Here is a 17193-nt window from a genome sequence, read left to right as displayed (position 1 = left end):
GTTAATGACAAAACGTGATTCGATCATGAAAATTGTAATGAAATTTGGAGGAACTTCCGTTGGGGACGGAAAAAAAATCCGTCATGTTGCCCAGCTTCTGAAGAGGTACCGTGAAGAAGGCAACCAGATCGTGGTAGTAACCTCAGCGCTCGGTGGAGTAACCGATGGGCTTCTGGAAAATGCACTCTTTGCCTCAACAAAAGGCAAAGTTGCCCTTGTGAAGGAGTTTAAAACAGAAATAACAAACAAACATCACGAGGCCGTAAAGGATGCCATTGATGATCCCACAGTCGCGAAAGAAGTTATCCAGACTCTTGACCTCCGCATTGACGAGCTCGAAAAAGCCCTGATCGGAATCTGCTATCTTGGTGAGCTTACTCCAAGGTCAATTGACTACATTTGCTCTTATGGAGAACGCCTAGCTGCTCCGATTGTGTCAGGAGCTATCCGTTCCCTTGGAATTGCATCGACCGAATTCACAGGTGGAGAAGCAGGGATTATAACATCATCGGATTACGGAAATGCCAGGCCTCTGGAGAAAACCTATGAACTTGTGAAAAAGAGGCTTGGATGTAGACTAGAGTCACAGATTGCTGTAGTCACGGGATTCATCGGAGAAAATGAGGACGGTATTATTACCACTCTTGGAAGAAGTGGGTCTGACTTTTCAGCTTCTATCCTGGGTGCAGCTTTAAAAGTTGATGAGATCTGGCTCTGGAAAGAAGTAAGCGGGATCATGACTACCGACCCGAAAATAGTGCCAGAGGCAAAAACTATCCCGCAGATCTCTTATGCAGAAGCCATGGAACTCTCTTATTTTGGAGCAAACGTGCTGCATCCGCGCACGATTGAGCCTGCTATGCGCGAACACATTCCTGTACGTGTTAAGAATACTTTTGAGCCTGAGCTTCCTGGCACACTCGTGGTTTCGGAAAAGTTCCAGTGCAAGCATGTTGTAAAAGCCGTAAGCCTGATTAAAAATGTAGCTCTTATCAATATTGAGGGTGCAGAGATGGTGGGAGCAGTCGGGACTGTAGCAAGGCTCTTTACTGCACTTGCAAAAGCAGGCGTTAATGTTGTTATGATCAGCCAGGGCTCGTCCGAATCCAATATCTCTTTCGTAATTAGTGAGGCACACATCGAGCCCGCTTTAAAAGCTCTCCATGAAGAGTTCGACCGCAAAATTGTAAAAGAAATTACTTCAGATAAAAATGTTTGCGTAGTTGCAGTCGTGGGTGCAGGTATGGCAGGAACTCCAGGCGTGGCAAAACGGGTCTTCGGAGCGCTTGGAAACTCAATGATTAATATAATCATGATCAGTCAGGGCTCTTCCCAGTACAATATCTCTTTCGTAGTGCGGGAAGATGATGCATTTGCCGCAGTCAAAACCCTGCATGATGAATTTGAATTATATAACGGAAACGGAATTAAAAAACAGCTATAAAGCATGCAGGGAGGGGCAAAAATGAGCGAAAAGCACTTAACTTACGCGGATTCAGGCGTAGATATTACAAAGGAAGAGAAAACCGTCAAAACCCTTATCGAAAAACTCAGCTATGTTCGAAAGGGTATAGGAGCACCCCTCACAGGAATAGGGCACTATGCAGGGCTTCTGGACTTTGGAGAATATGCCCTTGCCCTGACAACGGATGGGGTAGGCTCAAAAGTTCTTATTGCAAACGAAATGCAACGGTGGAACACCGTAGGCATAGACTGTATCGCAATGAATGTGAATGACCTTCTGGCCATAGGAGCCGAACCCATAGCCTTTGTAGATTATCTTGCCCTGGAAAAGCACGAAGAAGGCTTTGCCGCCCAGATAGGAGAAGGGCTGGTAAAGGGCGCGGAAATATCCAGAATGTCCATTGTTGGTGGAGAAACCGCAACCCTGCCCGAAATAATTAAAGGTTTTGACCTTGCAGGTACATGCCTTGGAATTGTCAGGAAAGATCAGATTGTCGAGGGAGAGAAAGTAAGGGTAGGCGACGTGATTGTAGGTGTTCCAAGCACAGGCGTTCACAGCAACGGCTATACCCTTGTAAGAAAAATTATTGAGGAATCCAAATACTCTTACCATGATCCCTGTCCCTATGACAATTCAAAAACGATCGGAGACGAACTCCTGACTCCAACAAGAATTTATATTGAGATTCTTGATGTGCTGAAGGCGTGTGAAGTCCATGGGCTTGCCCACATAACAGGCAGCGGACTTTTGAAACTGAGAAGAGTGACAAAACTCGGCTTTGATTTTTACGATCCCCTTGAGCCCCAGGAAATTTTCAAATTCCTTCAAAAAGAAGGGGGAGTCGATGATATTGAAATGTACAGAACCTTCAATATGGGTATGGGCTTCCTTGTCATTTTGCCGGAAAAAGATGCTGCAAAAGCTGCAGAAATTACCGGTGGAAAAATCGTAGGGAAAATTGTAGAAAGCGGGATCAGGGTCAGAGATCTGGTAATAGAGTAAAAGGTACAGAACCCTGTACAAAAGTTTATATATGGTTTGATTTTGAAAATCAATTTAGAGGAAGAGTAAAATTTTTCTTCCTCTAGTGCTTCGATTCCAAAATTAATTCCTTATTTTCTGGAATAATCCATGATCTTCGGATCTATTCAAAAGTTAAGTTTTATGAACCTACTTCGGAGTCGCAGTACTAGAGATATTCTCTCTTTGGTGTTGGGGCCTTCTCTTCCTTAGTGTTGAGATTTCTCTTTAATCCTGTCATGTCAACTTTTCAGATTTGTTTTTCCACATATCCTCATAGCTGGCTAAAGGTGCCCTGGAACTTTCAGAAGATTTACCTTTCTTCACTGAAGTCGTTGCCTTTCCTTTGCCCGTCTGCCTGAGCCGATCAATCTCTTTTATGCTGTCTTCGTTGTCTATGCTCAGGACAAAGCTTCCATAGCAGGGTTTTGTATAGGGAAAAATTAGAGAATTGCCTTTAGCCCCGACAGCTATGGGCGGTATTCCTATTATATAGTAATCTTTGAAGATTTTGTATCCGGGAGATACGTAGTAAACCTCGTCCGAGTTTTTCTCAATATATTCTCTGGCCTCTTTGAAGCTTATCCTTTGCAGGTGAATTGTGTACTTCATTTGCTCAATACAGCTCATATGACGATCTCCTCCATCACCTTATCCAGCTTGTTTTTGAGACGAACAGGGTTGTGAACGTCCTGTGCGACAATCTTTTCACAGTCGAACTCTATAGTTTCTGCCAGAGTCTCGGCGTTCCTGCCAAAGACTATAGAATACATCCTGGCCTGAGAAATGGAGCTCATAGTCGTTGCATAAGTCATTCCGGCATCGTTATGCATAAAGGCGAAGCAAATGTCGAAATCCGCTCTTTTTTCAATAATATCCACTATGGTTTTATCGAGATCTACCAGCTTTTTTACATAATATCCATCGGAATCAGATACTTTCAAAAGTTTGCTTGCGGCAGTTGTTCCGGCAACGGTTACATCAAACCCTAAATTTGTCAGCTTATGGGAAAGATATAATGCAATGCTGGTTTGAATCGGAATCTCTGGACATCCCATCATGAGGAGCACTTTTGCGCCGGTCATAACATTTCATCTCTGAGGTATTTTATCTGTAAGAATAGAGTATAGGTTAATCCTGAACTTCAATTTTTGCAATTCAGATTTCTGTGGGAATTCTTGAAACCAGAAAAACGTTTGAATTTCAGCATATTGGATTCAGCGTATCACCTATGTAGCCATGTTTCAATTTTCTAAGTCTAGCTTAACCATTATTATTTTATTAATAGTTTATATATTAAATTGTTGACACCAGACTTAAAACTACTTAACTTTCAAGTTGAACTTTATCGAAGTTCAACTTTTATTCAGTGCACGTGCCCCAGAAAACGGAAATCAAAGTCGCGGTGGCAAATATCAGGATAAAATTAAAGAATTATATAGAACCTTCTGCTGCTTTTTCAGAATGAAATGTCTAATATATTATTTTCTCAGATTTTAATTTAAATTTAATTAGCAGTCGATCAAGAATTAATGGTTATTAGAATACTTAGAGCTGATATATAGAAAAAACATAAAAGGTACAAAAATGGCGTGCTTAAGAGAATACAGGTATGAGATTCTCCTGAAAAATATAACTCTCAAGGAATGCGAAGATTATATTAAAGGGCATTCTGAGGATGTATACCTGGTACCTGGCGGGTATAAGGTAAAGGGCATCACCTTGCTTGGCATAACTTCTCCGGTTGGTTTTTCAGGTAACGATATTATATTTCGATACACAAAGTGTTGCTTAGGTTTCTTTGTGCTCAAACTGGAAAACGAAATAGAAGAAATAAAAAAGCTTAGGGACGAATATAAAAAGGACAAAAATGTAAAAAGAATTAAATGAGAATTAATAAACGCTCTTGCCGTTTGTGGCTATCGATTTTTTTAAAAGTGTTTTGGTGCTTATTTCTGGCTTTAGTATAATTTCCTTTTCAGATCTTTATCTTTCTCGTACATGCAGTCCTGCACTCAAAAAACTCAGCCCCAGGCAGTTCATGTACTGTGGTTGCGACGATCATGCCTTCTCCAATTTCTTTTACGACCATTATGGGCCTGTCCCTGCCATCCTTTAATACCACATCAGCATCGGTTTCTAAGAAATAACCGTCACATCCTACAGGAGGAACAATATTCTCCACAAGCTTCTGGGCTTCATGCTTACCCACAGGCTGAGGTGTGCATGGGTTTTCTTCCATTACGTATTTTAGAGAAAAAGGAAGCCACTCATATTCGTATTTCGGGACAAGAGGACTGAAAACAAGAAGAGTCCCCCCTTTTGTCACAAACTTTTCAAGAGAGAGTTTGCCGCGTTCAAGTCCTGCACCCGTTTTCGTGTACTGTTTATTTGCAAAACCTGTAGGCAAGATCAGAACTTTGCAGGCAGGAAGATAAGGAGTACCAAGAGACGTTGAGAGCGCACGAGTGCATTCAAGCCCATATTCCACAAACAGTTTTTCAAAGAGAAGAGGGCAATCCCAGAGCAAAATTACGTCACTCATGAAAAAGGATAGGAAACCCCTACATATGAATTTATCTATCTTACTGAATATCAGAGAATCGAGAAAGTGAGAGCTCGAGATTCGTTATTTCAGAGAAAAATCGGTTGAACCAAGGTTTTTCCCGAACTCAAAAAGGATCATATGGGGGCTGGTAGTGACTTTAAAAGGATAGTTAATTGACTTGAAAATATTGGAATAATATTTTGTAATGGATTCACATACTTTTCTGTCAGAATAGTCATGAAGAAGTTTTACATATTCTCTGCCCTTTTCCGTGCAAATTTCAATTTCACTTCCTATATTGTCCGTCAGGTAAATTTCTTTGAAAATCATTATATGCTCAGTGAGGGTGAAAGCTGCAGGGGGTCTGCCTGTAATCAACTCAAAATTTCTTCTCATTTCAGCCACGGATGGAAGATCTCCTGAAACAAAAGCCTCGAAAGTCTTTCTTTGCATGCTAAGCCGCTGGTAATTCTGCTGCCTGTAGGTCTTGATAAGATTCTTCCAGAATTCCGGCTTTTTTTGAATTTCCCGGAAAGTACTTTCCATATACCCAAAGTGTTCCTCAAGCCCTTTAGGAACTTTTTGAAAATCAAGAAATTCGAACCTTTTAAAGTAGACCTTTGTTACGTTTGATTTGCAGAATAGACCCTGAACATCCATTTTCATCTGTTTTGCCAGATAAAGAGCCAGGCTATGGGCCATAATTTCCCTGAAGCAGGAATTCCCGTTTGAGAGAGTAAGACTTGCAGTTTCAGGCTCAGGACCCTGACTGTACTCTGCACCAACCTTGATTTTCCAGCCCATTTTCTCATTAAGCGAGTTTGTATAACTGACAATCTCAGGAATTCGTTTAATTTTATAAGGGTTAATTATTTCATATACAGTTGATTCGTCGATCAGTAACCCGGAAGTGTTTTTAATAAGCCATTCAAACAGAGTATGATGAACAAGCAAGAATTCTTCTTCCTCAATCAATCCATTACGAAATTCTGCATTCTGTGAGACCTGACTTGAAACTTTTTCTCCGTTTTCACCAGTTTTTCCAGCCAGAGCGAGAGAGGCAGTTTCGATAGCATCCCTTATTGCCGCACTTAAGTTTCCGTTATTTTTTTCCAGAAAGGGCTTTAATTTATCCACATAACACTGGTCAATAGAGATATTTTTTCGGACTATCAAGCGGATTCCCTCTCCTGCCTTCTTGAGACTGTAAGCAGCTCAAAGTTCTTGACATACGCATATTTTCATTTTCGTAAACCCGATAATAGATTGTTGCTTCTACTTCTTAATATTTTTGCTAGAATTGCGAGCAAAAAAAATGTATGTCAAAACATATAAATTTAGAGGGTTTGAAGGAAAAAACGATTGTACTTGAGCGAAAAGTAAAACTAGAGGAAAAAAGACGAGAAACTCAAATGGAAAGATAAGAACGTAAAAATTTATATTATGTGATAAATTTAAAATGTAGATAGATCTAAAATGGAAATAAATCTGAAATAGTTATAGATCAAAAATGAATATAAATCTGAAAATAGGATAAATCTGAGTTCAAAGATTTTAAGGAGAATGATTGGGTAATCGAGAGTGCGTATTAACACAATCTTGCAAACTCAAAGATAATAAGATTTGATTTGGTTCTGACCTCGAAGGCGTAGCCTGCGACCCGGAAACTTTTGAGGAGAGTTCAACCAATTTGAGAATAAACTTTTCGTCGGAAAACTAGCATCTGATTTTTAAATTCATTTCCCCGCCCTTACTGGTCCTTTCAATCTTACTTACGAACTGAGTGACTGAAATTACTTTTTCACAGATAACAAACAGCTCGGAGAGAGGGATCTCCTGAATAGGTTTACCTGCAAAGGCTTCAAAAAATCTTGTTATATCTGGAACTCCACCTGAGAGGAAAACTTCAAATACGTCCTTATTGAGGTTTATTCTCTCGTATCTGTGAAGCATATACCGTTCCAGAAGAGTGGTCCAGAAATCGGGCCTGCTTTTGATTTATTTAAACGCGTAATCCAGGGTTCCAAAATTTTTCATGATCCCGGGAGGAATTTCAGTATCAGAGTTATATTCCTTAAGAAAATCAGGATAGAACTGGATTTGCGATGGACAAAAGAAATATCAAAATTCTGTGTAGAGAAGATCTCTGGAACCGAAATATTTCCTGGCTCCAGGGGCTGTCTCCTCCGGATCATGTCTGACAAAATTTCTCAGGTAGACCGTAATTGAATTAGACTTCCTATGCAATGCCTCTACGTCCAGGTTCATCCAGCGTGAGAGAAAAATGCAAACCGCCTCTACAAGAAACTCACAAAAATCCCGGTCTCCACCAGCAAAATCCATAATTGTAGGCCCGTTTTCAGGCTCTTCGCTATCCGAGCCAGAAACCTCAATATTCCAGCCCATCCTTTTACTGCAACAATTAAGATGGTCTTTCAATTCGGGAAGCGTAGTGATGTAAGGGTTGATCAGCTCATGCAAGACGTCTTCATCCAGAAGCTTACCAGCAACAGCTTCTTACAAGCCACTTCATCATCTGCTTGTTCATAATCACGGGTTCTTCGCTGCTGAGAAGTTCTTCCTTCGTCCCGGGAAATTTCCTCTCTTTTTTCAATTTCTCAGCGATTTCCTCAGGAGTTCCATGGCTTTCAAGGTCAGGACTGGACAGATCAATAATTTCCCTTACTGCCGCGCTTAAATTCCCTTTATGCTTTTCCAGAAGGGGCTGAAGCTTCTGAAGGTGAGTTTCATCAAGGAAAACGTTTTTTCGAATCAACACGACCCTCAATTTGTTTTTTAAAATGCGTTCACTCAAGAATTTATCTTACAGACCTTGCTTAAAAGGTATCAAATATAAGTACGTTATTATTTCCTTTGAAGAATATAAATTGGTATCACTTTCCTGCAGTACGGCTCTGGAAAATCCGGATAACCGGAACGGCTTTAAGGTCTGCATATATTACGTACTCTCATGAATTCTGACACCGAAAGGCTTGCGAGAGTCCGCATGATAGCAGACTATCAGTTTGGGAAAGGCATCGGAAAAGAACTTTTTCCTGACGGCTCAACATTCCAGTTATCCAGGACAAAAAGGGTACGTCAGATCTTACACTCTGGAAAACGTATGGCTACAGCAAGAGCAAAGGATGGCTTTTTTACCCTCAGTATTGAAGGAGCTTCTATCGTCCACAGGCTTTTGCCAGGAAAGAAACTCAGGGTCGTTATCTCAGAGGAAGCTGCTCCTTTTGTGGAGAAAGGTAAAACCGCGTTCATAAAACATGTAGTTGAAATTGATCCTGAATTGAGGGCCGGAGAAGAAGTACTCGTGACAGATGAGACTGACAGACTGCTTGCAACAGGGCAACTGCTTCTGTCTCCCGCAGAGATCCTGGCTTTTAACAGTGGTGCAGCCGTGGATGTAAGAGCAGGAGTGGTTTCGAAAAAAGAAAAGTGAACCCAGAGCCTTAAAAAATATATAGAGATGTGAAAGAAACCCCGGAAAAGAGAAATAAGTGTTAAATTTTATGTTGAATATAGAAGCTTTTTAAATTTTACACAAATTTACATATAGTTAAATATGATATAAAACGCTACTTTTATTGCTCAAATATTCTTATAATGAACGGATAAAATGAATAAGAATATATCATAGATAGTAATTTTGAATGAATACCATTTAGAAAAAACGGATTTTAAAAGCGCAGCTTCAACCTGAAATCCACACGTTAAAGAAGTAAAAATTTCAAGAAATAAAGTCCAAGAAATAACAGTTTCCCGGAGAGTGAGCAATATTTCAGAGTCAGAAGAGATTCTAAAAAACTTCCTGGTTCCAGATAATACCAGAATCAAAGCAAACAGGATTACAGTCGAGGGAGACGTTATTGTTGGCAATCACTCTAATATTGAATACAGCATAATTGGCGATACTGTTATTATGGGAGAAGGAGTGGCTGTCTCCGGGGATATCGCGGCAAGTAACGATATAAGAATTGACATGTGGTCAAAACTGGGGAACAGGGTAGAGGTCGGCGGAAACGCCTACCTGGGAGAATTTGTAACCATTGACGGGAAACTGCTCGTACAGGGAGACCTAGACGTAGGAAAAGAAGTTAAAATCCGGGGAGGATTCGAAGCCAAGGGATGGATAGTAGTGAGGAATCCAATCCCTGTAATTATCTTTCTATTTCTTTACATAAAGGAAATGATGCGTCTAGGCAAAGGCGAGGAAATTGAAAAAGCCGTCGAAGAACTTTTTGATGATTCTGAGGACATACAGAGCTTTGAAGGAAAAGAACCCGCTGAAAAAGTACTGATTATACCAGCCGGCGCAAAGCTTTCCCATGAAACTATTGAGGTTGCCGGGGAAGCCGTTATTGGGAACAACTGCCTGTTAACAGGAAATATTCGGGCACAGGCTGTCACTACAGGGGAAAAACTGACCCTCAAGGGAAGCATTTACTCAGAGGACAAGATCTTCATTGGTGAAAATAGCACTGTCTATGGCAATCTTTATTCAAAAGGAGATGTGCAGATTGGCAGGAACAGTCGAGTTTTCGGGGGAATAAAAGCCAACTCGGTCTTACTATACGAAAACGCAAGGGTAGACAGCACAATAAAAGCACCTTCAGGGGTATCTTTCTTACGGGATGCTGCAGAAAAGCCTGTTCTTGCAGAAGTCAATGCTTTAGGGAAATTAATTATTAGAGAAACTCATGAGTTGCCTGAAAATGAACCTCAGGGTGAACCCAAAAATAAACCTCAGGATAAAACCGGAAAAGAGCCTCCGGATGAACCAGTAAAAACCCTGAATGTGGTGGAAATCGATTTACCTATCAAGCTGAGTTCGAAAGCCAGGAATATTTTTGTGCCTGGTAGAAAAAGAAAAACTGCCAGAACCCGGGCCCTAGAAAGAACCAGACGCTTCACAGGAACCAGAACTTACAGAAAGGAGCAGAAGTATGGAGAGTAATCTGAGAGTGATTAATCCGGCTTGAGTCCATCGTATGCCTCTGACGCCCAGGAAAATCCGAAATTTCCCCTGAATAGAGCCTTCCTTTGAATTTTCGTCCAAGATATAGCAAATCTTATCCATGTGGGTGTTAGCTAATGCTTCGTGGAGAAAGAATTGCGGAAAAAATTTCTTTTTTGAGAAGGAGCAGTAACATTCATAGGGAATCAGGGAATTATCTGGGTTTCGGAGATGACAGAGCAGAACTCGACTCTGAAATTTGACTGTAAACTTTTTGAACCCTCAAGGGAAAATACTCTCAAAAATCTTAATATCTTAATAATACATTCATTTTGAGCTATTCGGTCTCCAGATATAGCTCAAAATGCCCAGAATTTAATTCAAAATACTCCAGACTTTACTCGTAAAACTTTCCGACCGGTTTAAAGGAACAAATTTCATGAAGGGATCCAATTGACAGAGAATTTTACAGAGCCTGAAAATCTACAGGTTACAGAGCCTGAGAATCTACAGGCAAAATACGATTCAATTATAGAAAAAGATTCAAAATACGTAATGCAGACCTATGGGCGTCAGCCCCTTGTACTTTCAGAAGGAAAGGGAGCGGTTGTCCGGGATATTTACGGAAAAGAGTATATTGACTGTGTGGCAGGAATTGCAGTAAACAATGTTGGGCACTGCCACCCAGCTGTTGTCAGGGCGATCCAAGCCCAAGCTGAGAAACTGATACACGTTTCTAACCTCTATTACACTGAAATTCAGGCCGAACTTGCAGAAGCCCTGGTATCGGTTACTGGAATGGAACGCGTTTTTTTCTGTAACTCAGGAGCCGAAGCCGTGGAGGCTGCAATGAAACTGGCCCGTCTGACCTCCGGAAAAAGCTCCTTTATAGCTGCTGAACACTCTTTTCACGGCAGGACAATAGGGTCACTCAGTGTAACCCACAAGAGCATGTACAGGGATCCTTTCATGCCCCCTGTGAGTTCCGAGACTACTTTTGTCCCGTACTCCGATGCTGATGCTATCAGGCAGGCTATTTCGGAAAACACGGCAGCAGTGATCCTTGAGCCCATTCAGGGAGAAGGCGGGGTTAATATCCCGGACCCCGAATACCTTAAAGAAGTAAGGGAAATCTGTGATGAAACCGGAACTTTTCTTATATTTGACGAGGTGCAGACAGGTTTTGGAAGGACAGGCACATGGTTCTGTAAAGACCAGTTTGGCGTAGAACCCGATATCATGAGCATGGCAAAAGCAATAGGTGGAGGATTTCCAATGGGAGCTATCGCAGCCAGGGATGGACTCAGCTTTGGGCGCGGGCAGCATGCTTCTACCTTTGGAGGCGGACCGCTTGCCTGTGCAGCTGCACTTGCTTCGATTGAGGTAATTAAGGAGGAAGGACTCCTTAAGCGCTCAAAAGAAAACGGGGCTTATTTCATGGGAAAGCTCAGGAATATGGAAAGGGAAGATGTTGTAGAAGTCCGTGGGAAAGGGCTCATGATAGGAGTCGAGATAAAACATCCCTGCAGCAAATTTGTGGACTTTGCAAGGGAATATGGAGTGCTCTTAAATTGCACCTCCGACTCGGTGCTCCGTCTGGTTCCTCCGCTTGTGATTACGAAAGAACAAATTGATACGGTAGTTGATGTTCTTGAGCAGGCCTGAACTGATAAAAAAAGAAATCTTTGATATCGCAGAGTACGTTCCCGGGAAATCCATTGAAGAAATAGCTTCTGCCTACGGGCTTGATCCAGCTTCAATCATCAAACTCGGCTCAAACGAAAACCCGCTTGGACCTTCTCCAAAGGCTGTTCAGGCCCTGGTGGACGCCGCTCCTTTCGCAAACATTTACCCCTCAGCAGATGCGATAGAACTCAGGGAGGCTCTCTCAAAATATACAGGATTTCCGGTTTCAAACCTCATAGCCTCAGGACCAGGAATGGATGGGCTTCTTGACGGGCTTTGCAGGCTGATTATTGAAAAAGGAGACGAAGTCATAGTCCCTACTCCTACTTTTGCCTATTACGAACTTCCGGCACGGGCATGCGGAGGAAAGCCGGTATTTGTCAGAAGAAACCATGACTTCTCGATAGATCTTGAAAAGCTTCTGGAAGCCACGTCCAGCAGGACAAAGATAATCTTTCTCTGCTCTCCCAATAACCCCTCAGGCAATCTCCTTCCCGAAAATGATCTGAGGAAAATCCTTGAAAATACCAGGGCTCTTGTGTTCGTTGACGAGGCATATGTCGAGTTTGCGGACAGGAACCTTGCAGAGCTTGTAAGGGAATATGATAACCTTGTTGTGGGCAGAACCTTTTCCAAGGTATTCGGACTTGCAGGCCTGCGCCTGGGCTACGGAATCATGCCCGAGTGGCTGGCAAAAGAGTACATAAGAGCAGCGACTCCATTTTCAGTAAGTCTTCCGGCTTTAAAAGCAGGAATTGCTGCTCTTTCGGACACCGAACACCGCAAAAAGAGCATAGAAATTGCAAGAAAGGGCAGAGAATATCTGAAAGAAAAAATTCCTTTTAAAGTTTATCCTTCCCAGGCAAACTTCGTGCTTGTGGATGTTACCCCTTTGAAAGCAAAAACCGTTACACAGAGCCTCATGAAAAAAGGAATTATTGTACGTTCCTGTGATTCCTTCAGGGAGGCTGGAGAAACTCTAATAAGGGTAACAGCCGGGACTCCGAAACAGAACGAAAAAGTTATCAGGGCTTTTGAAATTGTAAAGAATGAGGTTTAAGAGCCTCAGTTCTCTACTTTTCAATTCATTACTTTTCAATTTTACTTTAACTCTGTTTTTTATGTTAAGTTCTATTTTTACTTTAACCCTGTTTTTATGTTAAATTCAATTTTTACTTTAACTCTGTTTAGAGGCTATTTACTTCAGACGTTTGTCTCTTCTATTTCCAGAATTTCCATTAGTGGGTAATTCAGTTCAGGGTCGTATTCCATTCCGACTTTTACCCTTGAGGAGCCGTATCTTACAGTGATTTTTACTTTAAGCATAGGTCCCTGAAGTTCAGAATAACCGAATTCGTCGTTCAGCTTGCTTTTCAACATATTCCTGTCGATTTTTACGGAAATTTCCCCCACATATGGTTGGACTGAAATGCTTTCCTGGATAGCCTGCTCAAGGCTTGAAACTGTATTCAAATTTACAGGAGACCCCGTAAATTGATGGTAAAGGGCTCCGAGTTTTATCCCTGCCTCAAAGAGTGCATTATCTCTGTCAGTTGCTTTTTCTTGGACCAAACAAATCACTTCCTTCTGGGAATTCGTTAACTTATGCCTCAGACAAATTGGTTTTACTGTTTTTCTTTCCTAGCTCTCAGTTCTTTATTTCGATATTCCTTACTACCCAGATTACTTAATATAGGAACCTTGAAAAAAGGAGAAAAGATGTACGTCAACATCAGGATAAAAGGCAGGGTCGAGAAAATTCTCATATATTCGATATTATACAAGTAGAGAATCATAGTTATCCCGAAAACAGCAGCTATAAAAGCGAGAATCTTGACGTTCTTGATCTTCGGGTAATTTACCGAACTTACCATCAGAATAGATAAACCCAGAGTAAGCGCTAAAAGGAAGTCTATCTTGACAAGACTTTCGCTCAGCAACATGTATGTAACAAGCATAACACAGCCTGCAGTTATTGGAAGGCCTTCAAATCCCGTTTTACTGGAAGCTACGGAATTGAAGCGTGCGAGCCTGAGCACACCACAGATAGCATAAAAAACCGGAAATACAGCAACAAGAGGGTCTGGATCTCCAACAAGAGGATTTATTTGCCCGAACTGCAAGTATATGAGAAGAGCAGGAGCCACCCCGAAAGAAACTGCATCTGCCAGGGAATCAAGTTGTTCCCCAAGTTCTCCTCCTTTAAATCGCCTGGCAACATACCCATCCGCCCCGTCTGCAATTGCTGCAATAAGAAGCAAGATCAAAGCCAGGACAAATCCATTATGGATCGCCGCAGTTTGAAATATGGCGGCCTGGACTGTAGCCTGAGCAGCTACTGCAATTGAGCTGATTCCGCAGATAAGGTTCAAAAGAGAGACCAGGTCCGGGAGTCTTAACATTTGAAATACGTTCATGTTCAAAAATCCCTATCATTTTTTATTGTTGCTATAATAGTCTTGCCTGCAAGTACCCGTTCCCCTTTCCGTACTGTAATTTCAAAGTCATGAGGGATCGTTACATCAACCCTTGATCCGAAGCGAATCATTCCAATTCGCTGTCCCTGCTCGATCATATCATTTACTTGAGAATAAGAGACAATCCTTCTGGCAATTGTGCCTGCAATCTGCGTGACACTAACATCCCCATACTTGCTGTGAATAATAAACTCATTTCTCTCATTTCTTTCAGAGTCTTTCCAGTAAGCAGGAAGATATCCACCCTTCTTGTAAGTTATTTCCTTAATCTTTCCCGAAATCGGAGCTCTATTTACATGTACGTTCTGGAGAAACATGAAAATACAGATTTTCCGGCCTCGAATATCTATGACAGTGCCGTCGGCCGGGGAGATCATATAAGTGTCAGAAACTTCAACCTTTCTTTCGGGGTCTCTAAAAAAAAGAACCATAAAGAAAGTCAGTGCCATTGCTATGTAAGCAGCGTGGCTTAAATGGGAGCTGTTCATTGCCCTGGAAAGGATTGCAAACAGTGCAGTAACAAGCGCAGCTGTAAAAAGCCAGGGTTCCGAGCCTTTTGCAAGCATTGACCTTAATCCCCCTCGGACCTGCGCAGAAGAGATTTCAGTTCTTTAGAAAGAATGACCCAGAGACCATCAATCATTCCGAAAAGTTCGGGCAGAATCCGTAGTACTGCATATGAAATTACAAAGAGGGCAATGCATGAACCCGCTTTTGCGATGTAGTTATGCGCAATTATAAAACTGTCAGTCCCAAACCATTGCTCTCCATAAGCAACTACCACAAAAATATCCCTTATAAGATTAAGGATATAAATCACTGGCACTGACACGATAAAAGCCATAGCTAGGCGGTTAAGGGGAGCTCTCACTGCACCTATAAGCCCCATAAAGAGAGCAATGCTTTCGATTGCCGTACAGGCGAGAATGATCTCAACTGTGTACCCATTAAGTGTTATCATATTCCAGGCTTTCATATACGCAGGAACCTCGAAATACTGAAGAACCCAGAGAACCTGAGAAGTAACCCCTCCTATAATCCAGGTATTCAGAGAGGCGAAATTCGCAAATGGGAAATAAACAAGAGCTCCGAGTGCACTGGCACTTGTAAGCATCGAGGTTATGTCAAGGGAACCAGCCTCACCCTGAGCTGAAAACTTTGAATGCAGCACTTCTCTATTATTCATTATCTTTAGAGGACCTTTTCTGTACTCCAGAAACATGATATACGCTACAAGTAGACAAAACAGGGTTACTACTATTGTTAAGAGCACATTTACATAGTCCATAATTTTGAGATAATGGAGAGGCTGATAACTCCAGTGGATGGAAAATACACCCCATCCAATCCCTCCAACAAGTTTACGAACCCTTAAGGTTCTGGGGATGACGGATGACGCAACCATTAACCCGACTGCGAGCCAGAGTATACTTTCTATCATTTTTCACGCACCTTTTTTGCCAGAGGTAAAGTTTAGTTATAGATATTATTTTTCTTGTTTCTGAAAGCTCAGAAAGCCTCGGGCAAGTTATGAAGTTTCCGGAAAGTGATAAGTGAACTTATCTAAAATAATTAATAGATTTTCATATAAGTTTCCAATAAGTCCAATTATTTATAGTCGTTAGTATTTAGGAATTCAAAGCTTATGGATTTTACTTTTCGTATTGATCAGGAGATATAGAATTATTACCTCCATTATTACCTCCGTCATACTTTCTGTATTGATGAAGAGATGTAGAACACTACCTCCATTAAGATACTGATACAGAGTAATTGAGCCAGCAAATAAGATAATAGATTCCTATTATAGAAGAATAACGTTACAAACAGAACGTTACAAACATGTTCTCGTTTGTATAAAAAATATAGAGATTGAAGGATTTCAGAATAGGAAAACTTTTGTTTCGATAAAAGGGAAACATTTAAGAGAAGCAACTGCATAAGGGATTTTTCTGCTTACTTGACTTACAATGTCAAAATTGAAATAAGATGAAGAATTTGTACATTATGCCCGATACTAATATTATTTTATTCTGGCACCCCTGCCGGAAAAGCTAATTCAGAAAGGGATTGGTGGCGGAAAAAGAAATCTCCCGAATAGAAAATGCAAAGGCGTTTTATGAAACCCCAAACTCCTAGTTTAACCGTTGATACCGTAATCCTCTTTAAAAACAGGCTTGTGCTTGTGAAGAGAAAAAATCCCCCTTATAAGGGAAAATTTGCCCTTCCTGGCGGCTTCGTAGAAATCGGGGAAAGTACAGAAAAAGCAGCAGTTAGGGAAGCTTTTGAAGAAACAGGCCTTTCTGTAGACCTTATCAAACTTGTAGGAGTCTATTCCGATCCTAACCGCGACCCCAGAGGGCATACGGTTTCAGTATGCTACCTTGCAAAGGGATTTGGAGAGCTGAAAGCTGGGTCTGATGCGGATTCCGTCGATCTTTTTGATCTTGATTCCGTTCCTGAACTGGCTTTTGACCACAATAAAATTATAAACGATGCAAAAAGTGATATTAATGCAGTTTTGTCCCAAATGTAAAAGTATGATGTTTCCTAAAAACGGGAATTTCGAGTGTAGAAAATGCGGAAACATAATACCTATAAGAAGTGATGAAAAAAGCTTTGTCTCCAAAGACAAGATCGATGACCATGAGATAGTGGTTCTGGAAGGTGAGCAGACTTCAGGCCTGCCGACAACAAGTGCAAAATGTCCAGAATGTGGAAATAATACTGCAGCCTGGTGGCTCAGACAGCTGAGATCTGCCGATGAATCCGAAACCCGCTTCTTCAAATGTACGAAATGCGGGTTTACCTGGAGAGAATACGACTGAGATTTAATTCCCCTTTTGTTCCCTTTGAAAAGCGCATTTCCCGGAAAAGTAGATTTATCAGGCTACAGCTTCATTTCTGCTTCAAGCAGGGTCTGAAGCCATCCTGGTTCTGACCAAGATTTATATAGTTGCCGGGAGTTTGAATCTAATGGTTTTTCCGATTCCAGAAACCCGTTTGACTTTATTTGGAGAGTTTGTTC

General features: G+C 41.4%; 21 protein-coding genes. 10 read left to right on the top strand and 11 right to left on the bottom strand.

Annotated features, from left to right (window positions below; genetic code table 11):
• Positions 1-25 precede the first annotated feature (25 nt).
• Entirely contained in the window at positions 26-1444 is a 1419-nt protein-coding gene (locus BP621_RS00680) for an aspartate kinase (RefSeq protein WP_292387280.1), read from the top strand.
• Between the two features lie 21 nt (positions 1445-1465).
• Complete coding sequence (purM, locus tag BP621_RS00675) at positions 1466-2467, top strand: phosphoribosylformylglycinamidine cyclo-ligase (RefSeq protein WP_292387234.1); 1002 nt, start codon at positions 1466-1468, stop codon at positions 2465-2467.
• Between the two features lie 255 nt (positions 2468-2722).
• Here purM and BP621_RS00670 read toward each other — a convergent pair whose 3' ends face one another.
• Positions 2723-3115 (bottom strand): DUF1894 domain-containing protein, encoded by a 393-nt coding sequence (locus tag BP621_RS00670; RefSeq protein WP_292387230.1) that lies wholly within the window; start codon positions 3113-3115, stop codon positions 2723-2725.
• Positions 3112-3570, bottom strand: coding sequence for a DUF1890 domain-containing protein (locus BP621_RS00665; protein ID WP_292387227.1), 459 nt, complete (start codon positions 3568-3570; stop codon positions 3112-3114). The genes BP621_RS00670 and BP621_RS00665 overlap by 4 nt, the downstream gene beginning before the upstream one ends.
• Before the next feature lie 502 nt (positions 3571-4072).
• Here BP621_RS00665 and BP621_RS00660 point away from each other — a divergent pair.
• Positions 4073-4375, top strand: coding sequence for a DUF1894 domain-containing protein (locus BP621_RS00660; RefSeq protein ID WP_292387225.1), 303 nt, complete (start codon positions 4073-4075; stop codon positions 4373-4375).
• Positions 4376-4463: 88 nt separating this feature from the next.
• On the opposite strand, the gene BP621_RS00655 is transcribed toward BP621_RS00660, so the two are convergent.
• From BP621_RS00655 to BP621_RS00635, 5 genes are all read right to left on the bottom strand, one after another.
• Complete coding sequence (locus BP621_RS00655; protein ID WP_292387222.1) at positions 4464-5030, bottom strand: hypothetical protein; 567 nt, start codon at positions 5028-5030, stop codon at positions 4464-4466.
• A gap of 84 nt (positions 5031-5114) precedes the next feature.
• Positions 5115-6209 carry a hypothetical protein gene (locus BP621_RS00650; protein ID WP_292387220.1) on the bottom strand — a complete coding sequence of 365 codons (1095 nt, stop codon included), beginning with the start codon at positions 6207-6209 and terminating at the stop codon, positions 5115-5117.
• A 540-nt stretch (positions 6210-6749) separates the two neighbouring features.
• Positions 6750-6986 (bottom strand): hypothetical protein, encoded by a 237-nt coding sequence (locus BP621_RS00645; RefSeq protein ID WP_292387217.1) that lies wholly within the window; start codon positions 6984-6986, stop codon positions 6750-6752.
• Positions 6987-7154: 168 nt separating this feature from the next.
• Positions 7155-7514, bottom strand: a complete 360-nt coding sequence (locus tag BP621_RS00640) for a hypothetical protein (protein ID WP_292387215.1) — start codon at positions 7512-7514, stop codon at positions 7155-7157.
• A gap of 19 nt (positions 7515-7533) precedes the next feature.
• Entirely contained in the window at positions 7534-7809 is a 276-nt protein-coding gene (locus tag BP621_RS00635; RefSeq protein WP_292387212.1) for a hypothetical protein, read from the bottom strand.
• Between the two features lie 195 nt (positions 7810-8004).
• Here BP621_RS00635 and BP621_RS00630 point away from each other — a divergent pair, with 195 nt between their 5' ends.
• The 5 genes from BP621_RS00630 to hisC all read left to right on the top strand — a co-directional run bounded on the left by BP621_RS00630 (position 8005) and on the right by hisC (position 12748).
• A complete protein-coding gene (locus BP621_RS00630) occupies positions 8005-8487 on the top strand; it encodes a PUA domain-containing protein (protein ID WP_292387209.1) in 483 nt (160 codons plus the stop codon).
• Between the two features lie 327 nt (positions 8488-8814).
• Complete coding sequence (locus BP621_RS00625) at positions 8815-10002, top strand: hypothetical protein (protein WP_292387206.1); 1188 nt, start codon at positions 8815-8817, stop codon at positions 10000-10002.
• 137 nt (positions 10003-10139) lie between these two features.
• Complete coding sequence (locus BP621_RS00620) at positions 10140-10265, top strand: hypothetical protein (RefSeq protein WP_292387204.1); 126 nt, start codon at positions 10140-10142, stop codon at positions 10263-10265.
• Positions 10266-10557: 292 nt separating this feature from the next.
• The gene (locus BP621_RS00615; protein WP_292387276.1) at positions 10558-11667 is read left to right on the top strand and encodes an acetylornithine transaminase; all 1110 of its coding nucleotides are present in this window, start codon (positions 10558-10560) and stop codon (positions 11665-11667) included.
• The gene (gene hisC / locus BP621_RS00610; protein WP_292387202.1) at positions 11648-12748 is read left to right on the top strand and encodes a histidinol-phosphate transaminase; all 1101 of its coding nucleotides are present in this window, start codon (positions 11648-11650) and stop codon (positions 12746-12748) included. The genes BP621_RS00615 and hisC overlap by 20 nt, the downstream gene beginning before the upstream one ends.
• Positions 12749-12891: 143 nt before the next feature.
• On the opposite strand, the gene BP621_RS00605 is transcribed toward hisC, so the two are convergent.
• Genes BP621_RS00605 through artA form a run of 4 tightly spaced genes read right to left on the bottom strand, consistent with a single transcriptional unit; the run spans position 12892 to position 15606 of the window.
• Complete coding sequence (locus BP621_RS00605) at positions 12892-13260, bottom strand: dihydroneopterin aldolase family protein (RefSeq protein ID WP_292387201.1); 369 nt, start codon at positions 13258-13260, stop codon at positions 12892-12894.
• Positions 13261-13313: 53 nt separating this feature from the next.
• Entirely contained in the window at positions 13314-14105 is a 792-nt protein-coding gene (locus BP621_RS00600) for an archaetidylserine synthase (RefSeq protein WP_292387198.1), read from the bottom strand.
• A 2-nt stretch (positions 14106-14107) separates the two neighbouring features.
• A complete protein-coding gene (locus tag BP621_RS00595) occupies positions 14108-14731 on the bottom strand; it encodes a phosphatidylserine decarboxylase (protein WP_292387196.1) in 624 nt (207 codons plus the stop codon).
• A 5-nt stretch (positions 14732-14736) separates the two neighbouring features.
• Entirely contained in the window at positions 14737-15606 is an 870-nt protein-coding gene (artA, locus tag BP621_RS00590; RefSeq protein WP_292387193.1) for an archaeosortase A, read from the bottom strand.
• Positions 15607-16284: 678 nt separating this feature from the next.
• Here artA and BP621_RS00585 point away from each other — a divergent pair.
• Positions 16285-16701: an NUDIX hydrolase gene (locus BP621_RS00585; protein WP_292387190.1), complete on the top strand. Its 417-nt coding sequence runs from the start codon at positions 16285-16287 to the stop codon at positions 16699-16701.
• Positions 16679-16993, top strand: coding sequence for a transcription factor S (locus tag BP621_RS00580; RefSeq protein ID WP_292387187.1), 315 nt, complete (start codon positions 16679-16681; stop codon positions 16991-16993). The genes BP621_RS00585 and BP621_RS00580 overlap by 23 nt, the downstream gene beginning before the upstream one ends.
• Positions 16994-17193 lie beyond the last annotated feature (200 nt).

Source organism: Methanosarcina sp. UBA5 (assembly GCF_002505485.1).
Taxonomy (GTDB): Archaea; Halobacteriota; Methanosarcinia; order Methanosarcinales; family Methanosarcinaceae; genus Methanosarcina.
The sequence above is the reverse complement of the archived record's forward strand: the minus strand, read 5'-3'. Positions and strand labels throughout refer to the sequence as shown.

Excerpts from the sequence above, each read along its gene's own strand:
- BP621_RS00620 (WP_292387204.1), top strand. The coding sequence starts at position 10,140 with ATGCTTCGTGGAGAAAGAATTGCGGAAAAAATTTCTTTTTTGAGAAGG.
- BP621_RS00680 (WP_292387280.1), top strand. The coding sequence starts at position 26 with ATGAAAATTGTAATGAAATTTGGAGGAACTTCCGTTGGGGACGGAAAA.
- BP621_RS00580 (WP_292387187.1), top strand. The coding sequence starts at position 16,679 with ATGCAGTTTTGTCCCAAATGTAAAAGTATGATGTTTCCTAAAAACGGG.
- artA (WP_292387193.1), bottom strand. The coding sequence starts at position 15,606 with ATGATAGAAAGTATACTCTGGCTCGCAGTCGGGTTAATGGTTGCGTCA.
- BP621_RS00645 (WP_292387217.1), bottom strand. The coding sequence starts at position 6,986 with ATGCTTCACAGATACGAGAGAATAAACCTCAATAAGGACGTATTTGAA.
- hisC (WP_292387202.1), top strand. The coding sequence starts at position 11,648 with ATGTTCTTGAGCAGGCCTGAACTGATAAAAAAAGAAATCTTTGATATC.
- BP621_RS00600 (WP_292387198.1), bottom strand. The coding sequence starts at position 14,105 with ATGAACGTATTTCAAATGTTAAGACTCCCGGACCTGGTCTCTCTTTTG.
- purM (WP_292387234.1), top strand. The coding sequence starts at position 1,466 with ATGAGCGAAAAGCACTTAACTTACGCGGATTCAGGCGTAGATATTACA.
- BP621_RS00615 (WP_292387276.1), top strand. The coding sequence starts at position 10,558 with ATGCAGACCTATGGGCGTCAGCCCCTTGTACTTTCAGAAGGAAAGGGA.
- BP621_RS00665 (WP_292387227.1), bottom strand. The coding sequence starts at position 3,570 with ATGACCGGCGCAAAAGTGCTCCTCATGATGGGATGTCCAGAGATTCCG.
- BP621_RS00630 (WP_292387209.1), top strand. The coding sequence starts at position 8,005 with ATGAATTCTGACACCGAAAGGCTTGCGAGAGTCCGCATGATAGCAGAC.
- BP621_RS00670 (WP_292387230.1), bottom strand. The coding sequence starts at position 3,115 with ATGAGCTGTATTGAGCAAATGAAGTACACAATTCACCTGCAAAGGATA.
- BP621_RS00660 (WP_292387225.1), top strand. The coding sequence starts at position 4,073 with ATGGCGTGCTTAAGAGAATACAGGTATGAGATTCTCCTGAAAAATATA.
- BP621_RS00595 (WP_292387196.1), bottom strand. The coding sequence starts at position 14,731 with ATGCTTGCAAAAGGCTCGGAACCCTGGCTTTTTACAGCTGCGCTTGTT.
- BP621_RS00585 (WP_292387190.1), top strand. The coding sequence starts at position 16,285 with ATGAAACCCCAAACTCCTAGTTTAACCGTTGATACCGTAATCCTCTTT.
- BP621_RS00655 (WP_292387222.1), bottom strand. The coding sequence starts at position 5,030 with ATGAGTGACGTAATTTTGCTCTGGGATTGCCCTCTTCTCTTTGAAAAA.